This is a genomic window from Bifidobacterium sp. C0047B3, from assembly GCF_056590535.1.
Genome location: NZ_JBWPWH010000002.1, coordinates 246,465 through 262,759, shown reverse-complemented (window position 1 = coordinate 262,759; position 16,295 = coordinate 246,465). Strand labels below are relative to the sequence as shown.

At 42.5% G+C, this 16,295-nt stretch carries 15 protein-coding genes and 2 tRNA genes; 3 read left to right on the top strand and 14 right to left on the bottom strand.

Annotated features, from left to right (window positions below):
* Positions 1–345: 345 nt before the first annotated feature.
* The 6 genes from AC1EKT_RS03790 to AC1EKT_RS03765 all read right to left on the bottom strand — a co-directional run bounded on the left by AC1EKT_RS03790 (position 346) and on the right by AC1EKT_RS03765 (position 4,607).
* A tRNA-Gln gene (locus AC1EKT_RS03790) sits at positions 346–417 on the bottom strand.
* Positions 418–457: 40 nt separating this feature from the next.
* Positions 458–530: transfer RNA gene (locus AC1EKT_RS03785), tRNA-Glu, on the bottom strand.
* A 206-nt stretch (positions 531–736) separates the two neighbouring features.
* Positions 737–2,299: a glutamate--tRNA ligase gene (gltX, locus tag AC1EKT_RS03780; RefSeq protein WP_481616092.1), complete on the bottom strand. Its 1,563-nt coding sequence runs from the start codon at positions 2,297–2,299 to the stop codon at positions 737–739.
* Positions 2,300–2,355: 56 nt separating this feature from the next.
* The gene (locus tag AC1EKT_RS03775; protein ID WP_481616093.1) at positions 2,356–3,333 is read right to left on the bottom strand and encodes a hypothetical protein; all 978 of its coding nucleotides are present in this window, start codon (positions 3,331–3,333) and stop codon (positions 2,356–2,358) included.
* A 28-nt stretch (positions 3,334–3,361) separates the two neighbouring features.
* The gene (locus AC1EKT_RS03770; protein WP_415687167.1) at positions 3,362–4,066 is read right to left on the bottom strand and encodes a histidine phosphatase family protein; all 705 of its coding nucleotides are present in this window, start codon (positions 4,064–4,066) and stop codon (positions 3,362–3,364) included.
* A 34-nt stretch (positions 4,067–4,100) separates the two neighbouring features.
* Positions 4,101–4,607 (bottom strand): GtrA family protein, encoded by a 507-nt coding sequence (locus AC1EKT_RS03765; RefSeq protein WP_415683553.1) that lies wholly within the window; start codon positions 4,605–4,607, stop codon positions 4,101–4,103.
* Positions 4,608–4,691: 84 nt separating this feature from the next.
* Between AC1EKT_RS03765 and AC1EKT_RS03760 the strand changes: the two genes are divergently transcribed.
* Positions 4,692–5,039, top strand: a complete 348-nt coding sequence (locus tag AC1EKT_RS03760) for a phenylpyruvate tautomerase MIF-related protein (protein WP_391496211.1) — start codon at positions 4,692–4,694, stop codon at positions 5,037–5,039.
* A gap of 108 nt (positions 5,040–5,147) precedes the next feature.
* Here the strand turns inward: AC1EKT_RS03760 and AC1EKT_RS03755 are convergent, their stop codons facing one another.
* The 8 genes from AC1EKT_RS03755 to argS all read right to left on the bottom strand — a co-directional run bounded on the left by AC1EKT_RS03755 (position 5,148) and on the right by argS (position 15,681).
* Positions 5,148–5,987 (bottom strand): BRO family protein, encoded by an 840-nt coding sequence (locus AC1EKT_RS03755; protein WP_415687446.1) that lies wholly within the window; start codon positions 5,985–5,987, stop codon positions 5,148–5,150.
* Between the two features lie 130 nt (positions 5,988–6,117).
* Entirely contained in the window at positions 6,118–7,182 is a 1,065-nt protein-coding gene (locus AC1EKT_RS03750) for a LacI family DNA-binding transcriptional regulator (RefSeq protein WP_481616094.1), read from the bottom strand.
* Positions 7,179–8,573 (bottom strand): glycoside hydrolase family 13 protein, encoded by a 1,395-nt coding sequence (locus tag AC1EKT_RS03745; protein ID WP_481616095.1) that lies wholly within the window; start codon positions 8,571–8,573, stop codon positions 7,179–7,181. Before AC1EKT_RS03745 ends, AC1EKT_RS03750 begins: the two co-directional genes overlap by 4 nt.
* A gap of 55 nt (positions 8,574–8,628) precedes the next feature.
* Positions 8,629–9,471, bottom strand: coding sequence for a carbohydrate ABC transporter permease (locus AC1EKT_RS03740; RefSeq protein WP_415683252.1), 843 nt, complete (start codon positions 9,469–9,471; stop codon positions 8,629–8,631).
* The gene (locus AC1EKT_RS03735) at positions 9,455–10,420 is read right to left on the bottom strand and encodes a carbohydrate ABC transporter permease (RefSeq protein WP_415683251.1); all 966 of its coding nucleotides are present in this window, start codon (positions 10,418–10,420) and stop codon (positions 9,455–9,457) included. The genes AC1EKT_RS03740 and AC1EKT_RS03735 overlap by 17 nt, the downstream gene beginning before the upstream one ends.
* A 2-nt stretch (positions 10,421–10,422) precedes the next feature.
* Complete coding sequence (locus AC1EKT_RS03730) at positions 10,423–11,703, bottom strand: ABC transporter substrate-binding protein (RefSeq protein WP_481616096.1); 1,281 nt, start codon at positions 11,701–11,703, stop codon at positions 10,423–10,425.
* A gap of 373 nt (positions 11,704–12,076) precedes the next feature.
* The gene (brnQ, locus tag AC1EKT_RS03725; RefSeq protein ID WP_481616097.1) at positions 12,077–13,633 is read right to left on the bottom strand and encodes a branched-chain amino acid transport system II carrier protein; all 1,557 of its coding nucleotides are present in this window, start codon (positions 13,631–13,633) and stop codon (positions 12,077–12,079) included.
* Positions 13,634–13,884: 251 nt separating this feature from the next.
* Positions 13,885–15,681 (bottom strand): arginine--tRNA ligase, encoded by a 1,797-nt coding sequence (gene argS, locus AC1EKT_RS03720; RefSeq protein ID WP_481616098.1) that lies wholly within the window; start codon positions 15,679–15,681, stop codon positions 13,885–13,887.
* 112 nt (positions 15,682–15,793) lie between these two features.
* Between argS and relB the strand changes: the two genes are divergently transcribed.
* The gene (relB, locus tag AC1EKT_RS03715) at positions 15,794–16,030 is read left to right on the top strand and encodes a type II toxin-antitoxin system RelB family antitoxin (RefSeq protein ID WP_115794039.1); all 237 of its coding nucleotides are present in this window, start codon (positions 15,794–15,796) and stop codon (positions 16,028–16,030) included.
* Positions 16,014–16,280, top strand: a complete 267-nt coding sequence (locus AC1EKT_RS03710; RefSeq protein ID WP_012913788.1) for a type II toxin-antitoxin system RelE family toxin — start codon at positions 16,014–16,016, stop codon at positions 16,278–16,280. The genes relB and AC1EKT_RS03710 overlap by 17 nt, the downstream gene beginning before the upstream one ends.
* The last annotated feature ends 15 nt before the right edge of the window (positions 16,281–16,295 follow it).

Sequence of the window (16,295 nt, the reverse complement as noted above, 5' to 3'; positions counted from 1 at the left end):
GTAAGCGAGAGTAAGCGAGAGTAAGCGAGAGTAAGCGAGAGTAAGCGAGAGTAAGCGAGAGTAAGCGAGAGTAAGCGAGAGTAAGCGGCAGAAACTGAGCACGCATGTAAAGAAACTGCCGCTTTCACGCCAAAAAACGGCAGAAACTTTACAGCCGCGTAAAGAAAAGGTCGGCTACGCACCAAAAAACGGCAGAAACTTTACAGTGATGTAAATAAACTGCCGTTTCATCGCCTTAATCCGACCAAAACTTTACAGCCGCGTAAAGAAAATGTCGCGCGCTGAGGCAAATCGCAGGAATACAGATAGATAACAAAAAAGCCCTCGTTCTACGAGAGCTATTCGCTGGGGTACCTGGACTCGAACCAAGAATGGATGAACCAGAATCACCTGTGTTGCCAATTACACCATACCCCAATTGGCAGGCTTCGCGGCTCTTGGAACCGTTCCGTCTTCGTACCCCCGACCGGATTTGAACCGGTGTTGGCGCCGTGAGAGGGCGTAGTCCTAGACCGCTAGACGACGGGGGCTTTCATTTATCAGCTACGCCTCTTGACGCAACAAATAGCGACTTTACAACATAACAGCTCAATGCGCAACCGCGGCGTGTCGAAGTTAAAAGTACGAGCATATTAAACTGCAAAATAACGCACAAATAAAAAAGGCGGAAATGCAGCAATAGTGCCACACTCCCGCCTTGTTCAAATTTTATTTGAGCTTATAAATTATTTGCGATTTACAAGTGCTCACGCAATCCAGCCAAACGCGCCAAAGTCACGTCTTTGCCCACGATTTCCATGGACTCAAACAATGGCGGAGAAACGCGACGACCAGAAAGTGCAACTCGCACAGGACCAAATGCCAAGCGCGGCTTGTAACCAGCCTCCTCAACAAGCTTCTTGTTCAAAAGCTCATGCAAGGAATCAGTGTGCCAATCAGAAGCATCAACGCCATTCAAAGCAGCGATTGCGGCGTCAAGAACCTCGCCCGCAGATTCCTTCAACTGCTTACGAGCGTCGTCATCTGGCTCAATGTAGCCATCTTCACTTAACAAGCTACCAACCATTCCAGCAACTTCACCGAGCAAACGCACGCGAGGCTGAACAAGAGGAGCAGCAGCTGTGAGCACTTCACGCTCGCGGTCAGTTAACGCATCCCAATTATCTGCGCTAACTACGCCATCCTTATGCAAGTAAGGCACGGAACGGTTCAAGAAGTCTTGCGGATCGAGCATGCGAATATGCTCGGCGTTGATGGAAATTGCTTTATCCAAGTCAAAGTGTGCAGGATTTGCCTTAACATCGCGCACATCAAACTTTTCAATCATTTCGTCCATAGTGAACACGTCACGATCAGGAGCGATCGACCAGCCAAGCAAAGCCAAGTAGTTCAGCAAGCCTTCTGGAATAAAGCCGTTATCCCTATGCAAGAACAAGTTGGACTCTGGATCTCGCTTAGAAAGCTTCTTCTTACCTTCACCCATAACGTAAGGCATATGGCCGTAAAGTGGAGTTTCCTTAGCAATACCCATTTCCATAAGGTAACGGTAAAGCACAATCTGACGAGGCGTGGAGCTCAAAATATCCTCACCGCGCAAAACCACGTTCACATCCATTAATGCGTCGTCAACAGGGTTCGTAAGCGTGTAAAGCGGATCGCCATTCGGGCGCACAATCACATAATCTGGAACAGATCCAGCTTTAAAAGTGATTTCACCACGAATTAAATCGTTAAAAGTAATGTCTTCATTTGGCATCTTCAAACGAAGTGCAGGCTTACGACCTTCATCGCGGAAAGCTTGCTTCTGTTCCTCAGTAAGGTTGCGATCGTAACCATCGTAACCAAACTCAGCAGGACGGCCAGCGGCAATATTGCGCTCCTTAATTTCTTCAGGAGTAGAGAAGGATTCGTAAGCGTATCCTGCTTCAAAAAGCTTTTGTGCTACGTCTTTATAAATTTCCATGCGCTGGGACTGGCGGTATGGGCCGTTATCTCCACCAACGTCAATGCCCTCATCCCAATCAATATTGAGCCAACGAAGAGCCTCAATAATCTGCTGGTAGCTTTCCTCGCTATCGCGCTCATTATCAGTATCTTCAATGCGGAACAGCAATTTGCCATGAGTATGGCGAGCCTCCGCCCAGTTAAACAGCGCGGTACGAACCATACCTACGTGAGGTGTACCAGTTGGCGAAGGGCAAAAACGCACGCGAACATTCTTTGGAAGTTCAGGCTTTGTGGATTTTGTTGCATTATTAGCAACTTCTTGAGTTTCCTCGATATCAGTCATAGGTTCCATTGTGCCGCGCGTTACGGACGTGCAGCATTCGTATCAAACATGAGTCAACCTAAAAACTAATCAAGCGCCTGCGTAGATTCTTTATTGCCCTCAACGTGAGCAAACTTCGCAGCAAGAGCCTCGCGGGACTTTCTATCATCCTCTTCTTTTGCAAGCTTCTTCGCAACTTCAGGATCCCACAGCACGTCTTCACGATGCTTTTGCCATTCAGCAGCCAACAAAGGCGACACAAAATTAATTAGAGCGCTTATACTATTTTCGTTACTTTCGCTGCAATCTACTCGCGAATTGCGCACACAATCAACAATCTCACACCATTGAGCATCCTTGAACATCATTCGCGGCAAACCAGCACACTCACATATTTCGTTAATATATAAGAAAATTGGTAAAGTTTCGCAAATCTCGTTAGTTTTTTTAATTAGAGTTGTTAGTAAGCTTAAAACTACAATAATTTTTTGCGTTTCCAATGATTTATTTTCATAACAAGAAACCATTTGTTTCGCATAATTAATTGCAAAGTCAATATCGTTAATACTCCAATTACCTTCAACATTTAACGTATCGGCTGCTGCATTTATTGCATTAGAATCTTCGGCAGAATGAGATGCAATCTTACTAAAAACAGAATTTATATTATTACTATTTTCTAGTATTTCTTCTTCTGCTTCATCATAGTTAGGCTCATAGCATGAATCCATATTGTCGTAAGCATCGGCGGCAGCAAGTAGCGCGTCTACTATTTCTTGCGGACGTCCAGGAATTTCATCCGCGCCTTCATACACAAATTCAGCATCCGGCACAGTAACGTCAAGATTCGTGAGTATTCGCGCTATTGCTCGCATTGAGCGCACCTCAAGATTTTCCGCATATTTTGCGTCGTTATCTAAGTGTCGCGCTTCCGTCAATGGCCATAATTCTGTTAGTTTCGCAGCAGATCGCGCTGCATCATTCAGCATTAGCATACTTTTTTCATTATTCTTAACATCTTCAGGATCTTTGACAGAATCAACAGAATCAACAGAATCAACCATTTCAATGCTCCTTCGCATTATATGTTACTTACTTCACTCGCCCAGCAGGATCAACATACGTAATTGAAAGCACACGCAAAGTCTCGCAATCGTAAGTAATAGAAGTAATCGAAGCTAAAGCCGTGTGACGAAGAAGCATATTATGTTCAGCGTGACCGGTTTCCAGTAGGTGCCTATAAGACCAGATTGGCGACTCATGAGTAACCGCAACGATTTGCTCACCCGGATGCTTACGAATCTGCTCGCGCGCAAAATCGCCAACGCGAGTTGCAATACTTCTGTAGCTTTCTCCCCAACTTGGCTTCCACAAATTCGCAACAAGCTTCCAATTGTTGTTTTTCCACAGTGCGCCTTCACTGTAACCTATGCGTTTTCCGCGGAAATTATTTCCAGCTTCAATTAAGCGTTTATCTAAAATAATGTCGCTTTCTTGAGATTGAACAGAAGATTGCGAAGAATCCTCACCACAGTGCGCTTTTACATAGGCAGAATCTTCAATATTGCGCAAAGCATTTTCGATTTCACGCGCTGTTTCACGAGTTCGCTCAAGAGGAGACGAATAAATTGCAGTAATTCCGCGCATTTGCGGAACAGTGGCAATATATTTTGCTGTAGCCTGCGCCATCCTCACTCCGCGAGCCGAAAGATGAAATCCAGGAAGACGCTCATACAACACGTGATTTGGATTATCAACTTCTCCATGACGCACAAAATGAATTGTCGTAGCTGGCATTGCGTTCTACTTTCTGTTTAAAATACTGAAACAATTACTTGCGGTTTTTTGTATGATTAAGCGACCACATTCCCAAGCGGTGAGCAAAACTCGTATCTTCTTGCGCAACGTAGCCAGGCTGTTGAGATTTAGTATCATCGAGAAGCCACTTTCGTATAACAAAATTCCACACAGCAACAACAACAGTAGCTACAAGTTTTCCTATATTTGTGCGCAAAACGTATACTGCAGATCCGCGTAAAGTTTCAGCCATTCCTAACGTACTAGCCCAAATAATCGCATCGTTAATAAGCAATCCAATAACTGCAGAAATAACAAAAATCAGAAGCTCCATCCACTTTGCCATATCTTCACGATGTTTAAAGACGTATTTCATACTGGCAATATAGTTGAAGATAAGTGAGATTACGAAAGAAATCGTACCTGCAACCACATTATTTAAGTGCGCAAGCATTAATAAATTAAGTAGCGCAACGTCAATAATAAGGGCAATAATGCCAACAATTCCAAACTTTACAACCTGTTCAATAAGCTTTTTCATAATATCCATTAAACACGCGGCTGCTAACAAATAACATATAATTGTTACGTAATAAAGCTTACTAAATTTAGCAAAGGAGCGATTATGCCAGTTATCCATACTCATGTTTCTGTAAGCACAACACCTGCCCAGCGAGACGCATTAAAAGCCGCTTATGGCAAGGCAATTAGCGCAGTTCCAGGAAAAAGCGAGCATTGGCTTATGTGCCCATTCGAGGACAATATGCCGATTTATTTTGCAGGAGACGATTCCAAGCCTGCAGCTTACGTTGAGGTGAACGTGTTTGGTTCCAGCGTACCTGGGTCGGCTTGGGAAAAGTTGACTGAGCAGATTATGGCAGCTTTAGAGCGCGAGCTTGGAGTGCCACAGGATCGTACTTATATTCGTTACACTGCAACTACTGACTGGGGTTGGAACGGCGGCAATTTCTAATCGCAAGTCGCAATCCTCAATTAGTAAGTAGCAAAAATCGCCAACAAATAACCTAAACAAAAGCCTACCGTGAACAAGCACGGTAGGCTTTTGTTTTAATCACCTAAATCATTCAGTCTCTTTAGCAACATCCTCAATAAGTTTCCCAAAGTCAATTGCATTTTGTGATGTTACAACAGGCTTACCCGTTTCCTTTTCAATCTCTTTCCTAGCATTTCCAGCAATACTTCCACCTCGTTTAGCAACTTGCTTATTTTCAGCTAAACCTTGTGGATTATTGGTTTTAGTAAGCTCGGTAGTTGTTGCCTCTGCAAGCATATTCAGAACAATTTCAAGAGTTGTCATGTTGTCTCTAAGATTTTCTTTCTTAAGACCCTTAAAATCTTTATACGCTCTTGTTGTCATCCCTGACCAAGATTTAGATACTTCGTCCGTTAGAATGGCATATTCTTTTCCAGCTTTCACACCATGATTCTGCCAAGCATCAGTCAATTCTTTTCTTACTTGAATTGACTGAAGTCTTTGATTAATCCACTCTCGCGAATAACCTTTTTTCAAATAGGTTGCTAAAGCCCTATCAATAGCTTGCTCAGGGTCTATTACTTCATCAATTCTCTCTTTACCAACCGTTGCTAACCACATTTTGAATGGCTCAGCTTTGGGAGATGGTATTGATTGAATAATGCGCAAAATTCCTTGCATGTTCCCTGATAGCACTTTTCGTTTCTTACCATTCGATGACTTCATTTCTACCAGGGGACAATTTGTCCCCATGTAGGCAGATAACTGCTCATCACGCTTGCGCATCTTCTTTAGATAATCGCTCGGATTTTTGCTATCTGTCAAAACGGCAACCACATCCACTACCGAAAAATACCATTCTTCCTTTTCGTTATTCCAAACGGAGCGGACTTGTTTACCTTCAAATAATTTAATTTCATTATCCATATTGATCCCCTTCAGATACAGTTATCCCCTCTTTAACTATTAATTTTATAATATTGTTTGATTGCTAACAATATGAATTAACAATCAAAACGGCGGCAACTTCTAAATAAAAAACTGCAGAATATATAAATTACTTCTTAAGAGGAGCTGCCCCAACCGATTCACGCACGATGAGGGCAGTTCCTAGTTTTTTATGCGAAACAGGCAAAGCTTCTTCATCAAAGCGTATTTGATCAATCAAACTTTCTGCAGCCAAACGTCCTTTTGAAGTAATTGGCTGATGAACCGTAGTTAATCGTGGCGTACAAATTGTAGACAAAGGCAAATCATCATAACCAGTAATGGAAAGGTCCTCAGGCACACGTAGCCCTTGTTGTTGAGCTGCTCCAAGCACGCCTAGCGCAATAATGTCGCTAAACGACACAATCGCAGTAGGTCTGTATTCGAGATTAGTATCATTCCACATTTTATTGAAAACATCAGTGCCACCCTGATATGTGCAGGGCGTTTCTATAACGGTAATTTCTTTATCTTCCGGCGATAAGTTATGCTTTTTAAGCGCGCGCACAACACTTGCCATGCGCCTACCAACTATTCCTTGCCATCCCGGATAATCAGTATGCGATTTCGTCTCAATTGCCGCAATACCAATATTCCTATGACCTAAATCAATAAGTCGATCTACTAAATCTTCAAAATCATGCTCATCGTCGACTTCTACAGTTGGAACGTTAATAGGTTGAGCAGGATCAACAATCACTACAGGAACATGCTTATTCAAGATTTCAACAACTTCTGCACGCTCAGCTTCCAAACCGCAAATTATAAAACCACTTACCGCAGCCGTAGGAATAGCTTTTAACATTGAACCTCTCAGCGGAGGAACAAGCATCAAAGTGTAGCCTTCTGACTGGCAAACCTGCCCAATTCCTTGAATCAAGAGTGAATAATAAGGATTTTGCAAAATCGTATCAATACCTTGCGGAAGCAACAAGCCCAACGCATTCGAAGAATTCGTGCGCAATGCTCTAGCTGTTGCACTTCGCACATATCCCATTTCTTCAGCAGTTTGCATAATATGTTCAACCGTCGCCTCAGATAGTTTTGACGGATCATTATATGCAAAAGATACTGCAGACTTGGAAACATTAGCTTTCTTTGCAACATCCTTAATAGTCACTCTACGAACATTCATAGCTTCCCTACTGCTTCACCTTCATACAATATAATGGATTTTTCTCCCATACGGTATTGATTACCTATTATACTTGGCACACCAAATAGCGAACGATCTATACGCACTGGCAAATCATCACAATTGATGTAAGCTCCAGATCCTCGATGCACTAAACATAAGCATGCACGCCCTGAAGGCAAAGTACGAGTAATACACACAGTATGTTTTCCCAAAGCAGCTACATGCTGCCGGCCATATTGGAGAGCAGCATTTTCTCTACGTAGACGCATTAATTTGCAAACTGTTTTACGAACAGATAAATTCCAATCATTCTCATTCCAAATCATAGGAGCGCGGCAACCAGGATCATTTTCTCCTTCCATGCCATTTTCATCACCGTAATACACCATAGGAGAGCCATCAGAAGCAAATAGCAGAGCGTAAGCTAAATTCTCAGCGTCTTCAGCAGGTGTATCCCAAGCATATTCATGAGCCTTTGTGCGCGTAAGCAAGCGCTCAGTATCATGACTCCCAAGCAAATTCAACATACAAGAGCGATGTTCTTCTGGAATATCGTTATACAAAGCATTCATGCCATCTGCAAAATCATAAGCATCCAAAGTTTCATCAGCGCAAAAACCTAGAACTAAATCACGAACAGTATAATTCATGGTTCCATCCATAAGTTCAGGAGTAAGCCATTGAGAAGGGTTACGCCATTCTTCAGCTACTAAGTATTTATCATCTCCAAAAGATTTCACTACTTTATGGAAACCTTTCCAAAATGTTTTATTGACGAAATATGGAACATCTAAACGCCAACCATCAATACCACGATTCAACCAATATTTAGCAACGTTATAGTGATGTCTACGAACTTCTGGATTATATACATTCCATTTTGGCAAATAGTAGCAACCGGAACATGTTTTATAATTCGGTTCCGGATGAGACACTACAGGAAATCCCTCTACCGAAAACCAATTAACATATTGTGATTGTTCACCGTTGCGAACAACATCTTGGAAAGCCCAATGACCTATTCCACAATGATTAAATACACCATCTAAAACTACACGAATCTGCAATTCATGAGCACGTTTAATAAATTCATCAAAATCTGCGTCATTGCCAAGTCGAGAATCAATTTTGAAATAATCAGTAGCATCATAACGATGATTCGTATCTGCTTGGAAAATTGGGGTAAGATACAGAGCATTTATACCCATATCCGCAATATATGGAAGATGCTTACTAATACCTTGCAAATCACCACCAAAAAAATTATCTCTAGTTGGAGATTTATCCCATGATTCTACAGGATTAGGGTTAATAGAAGCATTTGCATTTGCGAAGCGCTCCGGAAAAATTTGATAAAATACGCTTGATTTTACCCATTCAGGTTGCATGACTTGTTCCTAACAAATAGTTAATTTTACAAATTACGAAAGTTTTAACACTTCTTCAATCTTTAAGACCAGTAGAGGCTATTCCTCGTTCAAGAGCTTTTTGGAAGAAGAAGAAAATAATGATTGATGGTAACGTTGACGTCAAAGTTCCAGCCATTAAATAATTCCATGACGTACCATAACGTCCAACAAAACCGCTTAATCCGATTTGTATAGTACGCATTTCTTCAGCATTTGTAACCAACAGAGGCCACAAGAAATCATTCCATGCAAATAAGAATGAGAACACACCAAGAGTTGCAAGAGCTGGCCTAGAAAGCGGCAAAATAACTTTAATAAAAATACCAAGACTTGAACATCCATCAATTCGCGCAGCTTCATCAAGTTCACGCGGGATAGTACTAAAATGCTGGCGCAGCAAAATAATGCCGAATACATCAGCCAAACGCGGAACAGTTAACGCTGCCATAGTATCAATCCAACGCAGCTTAGCAATAATACCGTACATAGGTATAACTGTTACGAAAGCAGGAACCATGAAAGCAGAAAGTAGCAGCACGAATAATATTTTCTTTCCAGGAAACTCTAATCGCGCAAAAGCAAAAGCTGCCATAGCGTCAAACGCAAGGTGACCAACTACAATGATTGCCGACATAATCAAGCTATTAATATAATAATTTGCAAACGGAGCGCTTTGCCAAGCATGCAAATAATTTTCCCAATGCCACGATGTTGGAATCACTGACTGAACGGCGTACGTTTCGGCTTTTGTTTGCAACGACGTTGTAAACATCCACATAAATGGAATGAGTACTGAAGCTGCACCAACAATTAGTACAATATGTCGAGCAAGATGCAACGAACGCAATCTCGTAAAAACCTTACTTATTTTCTGCATTACTTACCTTCCATTGCACAAGAGTTACGATAAGAACTAACACCAGCGACGCTATAGCAATTGCCGTACCATAACCGAAATTGCCTAACCTAAATGCTTGACGATACATAAACATTCCTAGTACGTCAGTGCCACCTCGAGGACCGCCTTCAGTAAACACGTAAATTAAATCAAATGATTGGAAACTGCTAATCAGCGCTTGCACAACCACGAAGAATGTCATTGGTCTCAACAGAGGAACTGTAATATAACGCAGCTGTTGCCAGCTCGTAGCACCATCAAGACTTGCAGCTTCATAAGTCGACTTAGAAAGAGATTGCAAAGCAGTCAAATATAGAATGATATTAAAACCTAAGTTCTTCCAAACTGTAAGGAGTGTAGTAGCAAGTAATGCTAGCCACTTGTTGTGGAGCCAGTCGGGTCCTGCAATACCTAGGGATGAGAGTACAGAATTTACAAGACCCGATGGATCCAACATATATTTCCACACAATTGCTACAGCCACCGAGGAGGTAACGACAGGAAGGAAATATATAGTGCGATACAATCCGCGAGCGCGAATTGGCGCATCTAGTAATACCGCAAAAAGCAACCCCGAAACAACCGATAGCACAGCTACGCCAAACGCATATATAACAGTCACAGTTAGACTATTCCAAAATTCTGGATCTTGAGATAGTTTTACATAATTCTTCAATCCAATAAAATCTGGATTTGCAGAAAAACCATTCCAATTCGTTAAGCTCGTGTAGGCTGCAGAAATAATTGGATAAAAAGTGAAGATGACGAGAATCACTAATCCAGGAAGTAATAATCCCCATGCTGTGAGAATTTGCTCCCATTTTCCTACAGTTTTATGATCATTTCGCATCAGTTTGCTACTGCCAACTTTTACGTTGTCAATAGCAGCCGGCTGCTTATTTTTTAGCTGTGCTATCGTGTTACGCATGACTACTTACCTTGCGCTATTACGTCGTTGACTGCTTTTTCTGCATTCTTTAATGCAGTATTAACATTTACTTCGCCAGAAAATGCTTTTTCCATTTCCTTTGCGAATGCCAACGAAATCTGTGGGTATAGCTTAGTGTTCGGACGAGTATGAGCAGTTGCCATTTGCTCAATGTATGGCAGCAAGCGAGGCTCTTTCTTCTCAACCCAGGAACGATACTCTGCGTTGCTAGCTGCACTCTTTGTTGCAGGTAGGAATCCAGTAGACTCGCACCAATCAAGAACTTGCTTATCTTGCAAGAACCAAGTAACAAATTCAGCAGCAGCTTTTACTTTTGCATCATCATTATTAAACAGCATTGCCTGTTCTCCACCAAGGTTGGTAGATGGTTTACCACCTTCAGGGGTTGGTAAAGGAGCTGCAGCAAAATCAAACGGAGGATCCGCTGCCCAAATACCTACCATCCAAGAACCTTCCTGAGCAGAACCACCTTTACCTTTTTCAAACTTGCCCCATCCAGCATATGGGCTCACTCCACTTTTAATAAGATCCATCCAGAAATTGGCAGCTTTCTTACCTGCAGGAGTGTTAAATGCTGCAGCAGAGTTATCTTTATTTAAGAATTCACCCCCAGCTTGCCAAAGATTGACTTGGAAGTTCCAGGTAAGAGCTTCACCGCTATCACCTGCTTCAGTTGGCAAATCGTAACCTGGAAGACCAGTCTTATCCTTAATCTGCTTTGCCATTTGCTTTAATTCGTCCCAAGTTTTTGGAGGCTTATCTGGATCTAAACCAGCCTTCTTAAATACTGTGCGATTGTACATATACGCAAGATTATTGGCTGACATTGGAACGGATACTAAGTGACCATCAATTGAGCCGAAATTCTTTAATGCTGGGTTAATATTGTCAATTACTTCAGGCTTGAGAAGCTTTTTTAAGTCTGCAGATTTGCCAATTTGCGCCATTTGAGGCATCCAAATCAAATCACCTATGGCCATATCAGGCAAGGTATTTGAAGTAGCAGATGCGCGTAATTTTGTTAAGAAATCAGCATTAGGAACATTTGTAGTTTTAATCTCAATGTTCTTGTGTGAAGCATTAAATGCTTTTACTTTTTTATCGAAAGCATCTGCATTAGCACCATCCCAGTAGTGCCAAACAGAAACGGTTGTTTTACCTTGAGTATTGCTTGTAGAGCTTGTGCCGCCACCGCATGCAGTAAGAGACAGCGCAGCAGCGAGCATCATAGAGATTGCTCCAAACTTTTTTAGTTTCAACATCGTTGTTCTTCCTTAGAAATATTTAGAGAAACTTAAAGGTTCTTGGACATACCGCCCAATGAATCATTTGATATATAGCAACGCCAGACTTCTGCTGCAAACAGCGTCGTTTACTCCTTTCACTAATGAACAACCACTTTTGCTAATGCCTCAGCATCGAGCATTAGACGCGTGCCTTTTTGTATCTTGCTTTACTGGCTAAGCGAGAATTACTTTAGATTGCACATTATTTTGTTCGTTATTGAAATATACTAAATCGTTCCAATAAATAAGTCAAGCGTGCGTTTTATATAAAATTCGCCATACTTCGCTACGAAAAATTACGCAACAAAATATGGCGATTATTATAACTTTTACGCGACTCTACAAAACTTTAGGATTGCTCACTAAAATTAGGTTCGTCAGCAGTAGACTTAGCAGATACAGCGAAGTCGGCAGGCTCGTCAAACTCAGAGCTGCTTGAAGAATAGTCATCGCTACTAGCAACACTGCCTTCAAGATCTGGACCAGCAGCTACACGAGCCATCTCCTTCATGTCCTTGTTGTCAAATAAGACCATGCGGACACAGCCAACAACAAATCCAACAACAGCAGGGCAAAGCCAAGCCATTCCAAATTCCGAGAACGGCAGCCAGTTTTGAGCAACCACCAACATATCGTTCATATGCAATGCGTTTCGCAAAGCTGTTGGCAAACTATTCAAAAAGTCAAATACAGCTGCAACACCAGTAAAACCAAGCGTCCAAGCGTACACGACTTTGGAATTTCCAAAAAGTCGACCACACAAAGCCAAAAGAATCAGCACGATTGAAAGCGGATACAAGAACATTAATACTGGAACCGCGTATTCGATGATTGCGCTCAAACCAAAGTTTGCAAGACCAAACGAAACGAGCGTAATCAACACAGACCAAACTCTGTAGCTAGGACCCTTAGGGAATAACTTAGAGAATGTTTCCGAGCAGCTTACGATTAAGCCAACCGCGGTTTTTAAGCAGGCAAGCGTTACAGTTGCAGCAAGCACGAATAAGCCAACGTTTCCAAGATGGTAGCGTGCGACTTGTGCCAAAGTTACACCACCATTTTCAGCAGGCTTAAACAGTGCACGGCTACGCACACCGACAACAACAATTGCGACGTAAATCAACGCCATAAGCAAGCAGCTAAAGAATCCAGATCGCACAGTATTCACTGCCACATCTTTAGGGTCTTTTACGCCAAAGGATCGAATAGTACTAACAACTATAATGCCAAAAGCCAAGCTAGCTAAAGCATCCATTGTGTTGTAGCCATCTAAGAATCCTGTAAAGAATGATTCATTAACGTACTTTCCTATAGGAGCGGCATCCTCAGAAGCACCACTTACAGGAGAAAACAGCGCAGTAAATACCAGAATACCTAAGAAAACCAAGAATATCGGCGTAAGAACTTTACCAACCCATGTAAGTATTCCACTAGGCTTTAGCGCAAAGAAGAACGCTAGTGCAAAGAAAACCACAGAGAACAAGAACAAATACAATTGACCGTTTCCGTCTTGTGGAATAACACGCTCTAAACCAACAGTGTACGAAGTTGTTGCACAGCGAGGAATTGCAAAGAATGGTCCAATTGTTAAATACAGAACGCAAGTAAAGAACATGCCGTATTTTCTGCTCGGCTTGCTTGAAAGTTCAAAAAGACCGTTTGCACGACTCATTGCAAGAGCTGTAACACCTAACAATGGCAAACCAACGCCGGTAATAATAAAGCCTAATGCTGCAGGAGCAGAATTGCTTCCTGCGTTAGCTCCAAGGAACACAGGGAAAATCAGGTTTCCTGCGCCAAAGAACATACCAAACAACATGACCGCCACGTACGCGGACTCAATAATTGTCAGGTTCCTTTTTTTCGGGGCACTGTCTGTGCTGACACTTTGTGTTGTGACGCTCATGCTTACACCTCCTATAAGGATAAATTTGTATTTACATACTATTCAGCTAAATCTCTGTTTTATATTGTGGATTTAAAGCGAAAATAATATTAGGGGGTATCTTAATAAATCGCATGTACTTAATCGGCATAAATTTACAATCTCGCGCGTGTCCTTAATAAAAAATAAAAAGGACGCTGACAAACTACCAACGTCCTATGTAATCAAAAATGCTCTATAACTTTGCTCTAAATCTTATATAAAAAGCAAAATCACATCTTTTCTGGAGCAGAAACTCCAAGCAAATCAAGACCAGCTGCAATTACAGTGCGCACAGCAGCGTTAAGCTTTAAGCGAGCTGCAGCACGAGCTGGCTCTGGGCATTTTGCAATGCGCTGAGCTTCGCGCTCTGCTTCTGGCAAACGATTTTCAGGGTCAGTTAACTCCATTGGCACAACGCGCTCAAGATTGTACCACTTGTGGTAGCTTGCAGCCAAATCCTCAAGATAATGCGCAACGCGGTGAGGAGCGCGCAAATCGCCAGCTTGTGCAAGAGCTGCAGGCCATTGAGCCAAAGCAGCCAATACTTCGCCGTCAGCCTCGGTATTAAGCAAGCTTAAATCAGCGCCATCTTGCGTAATTCCAGCGTCCGCCGCGTTACGAGCCACATTGCAGCTGCGCGCATGAGCGTATTGCACGTAATACACAGGATTATCGTTGCTGTGAGAAGCAAGCAAATCCAAATCAATATCAACGCTTGTGTTGTAGTCGGTGCGAGCAAGCGAATAGCGCGAAGCGTCAACGCCAATTGCATCAACTAAATCGTCAATTGTGATGACGTTTCCAGCGCGCTTGCTCATGCGCACAGGCTTGCCATCCTTCATAACATTTACCATCTGACCAATAAGAATCTGCATGTTTTCGCCCGGATTGTCTCCAAAAGCCGCGCACATTGCCATCATCCTGCCAATATAGCCGTGATGATCCGCGCCAAGCATGTAAATCGCTACATCCGCAGGATTCTGCTCGCGATGACGCTTGTTGCGATAGTACGCAATATCTGCAGCAAAGTAAGCGTAGTTTCCATCGGACTTAATAATTACGCGATCCTTGTCGTCGCCATGCTTAGTGGATTCGAACCAAGTTGCACCATCTTTTTCAAAAATGTCTCCACGCTCACGCAAGTCTGCAATAGCGCGCTCAACTTCGCCATCCTCGTACAAGCTGTTTTCGTGGAACCACACGTCGAATTTCACACGAAAATCGTGCATCGACTTGCGAATTTCAGCAAACATCATTGGCACTGCGCGCTTGCGGAACTCTTCGCGCTGCTCGGAATCGCCTTCTCCAAGAGGCAAACCTTCTTCATCTTTTCCAAGATCAATTCGCGGCAATGAAAGAACATCAACGCCGTCCGCCTTCGCTTCTTTTATAACAGCGTCCGCAATTTCGTTAATATACGCGCCTTTGTAGCCGTCTGCAGGAGTTTCTTCGCCGTGAGCTGCAGCAACTAAAGACTTTGCAAAACGGTTGATTTGCTCACCATGATCGTTGAAGTAGTATTCGCGCACAACTTTTGCGCCGTTCGCCTCCAAGACTCGAGCCATGGAATCGCCAACTGCAGCCCAGCGAGTTCCACCGATGTGGATTGGACCAGTTGGGTTTGCGGAAACAAACTCAAGATTCAAAGTTTTGCCGCTCAAATGCGTATTCTTGCCAAAATCTGCACCCTGCTTTAATACTTCGTCAACAACAGCCGCAGCAGAAGCAGAATCAAGCGTTATGTTAATAAAGCCAGGGCCTGCAACTTCTACAGATGCAATACCTTCTGCTTCTTGCAAACGCTCGGCAAAAAGTTCAGCTAAATCGTGAGGCTTCATACCAGCTTTTTTAGCAAGCTGCATAGCAACGTTCGTAGCCCAATCGCCGTGTGCGCGATCTTTTGGTCGCATAACTGCAAGTTTTTCGGCAGCAGGAATCAAATCTTCTGTTAGATTGCCAGCTTTACCGCTTGCTACTAAATCTTTAGCAATTTTTTCAATTAATTCACTTAAGCTTTCTGGATTCATGGTTTACAGTCTAGCGTTACCGCGCGATGCTTCGCGATTACAGTGTATTGGATCGCATTATTCTACATATAGTGTAATATATGTTTTACATGTTTTACAATGGAGATTAAAAATGGCTGCAACAATTACAGGATTAAGAGTACCCTCTAACGTTTTAGATCGTTATGATCAGCTCGCTAAAACCACTCACCGCACTCGTTCATTTTACATGAATCAAGCGCTAGAGGCACAAATCGATGAACTGGAACATGAATATGGCTTAATGGCAGATATTGAAGCATATAAACGTGGAGAATTAGAAACATCTCCACTCGACGATGTGGTGAAGCGCCTTGATTTGGAAGATTAATTTATCTAAAAGAGCTGAAAAACAGCTAGGAAAAATCGACAAAACGATTGCTAAGCAAATCGTTAAGGAACTTCGCGAAATTAGCAATCTCGACAATCCTCGAATCAGAGGCAAAGCACTAACTGGTAACTATTCGGGATTTTGGAGATATAGAGTAAGGGATTACAGAATAATTTGTGCAATTGAAAATAATGTACTGACCGTTTTTGTTGTCGACATTGATCATCGCAGTAGAATCTACAATAAGTGATTATGCTTAAGTATT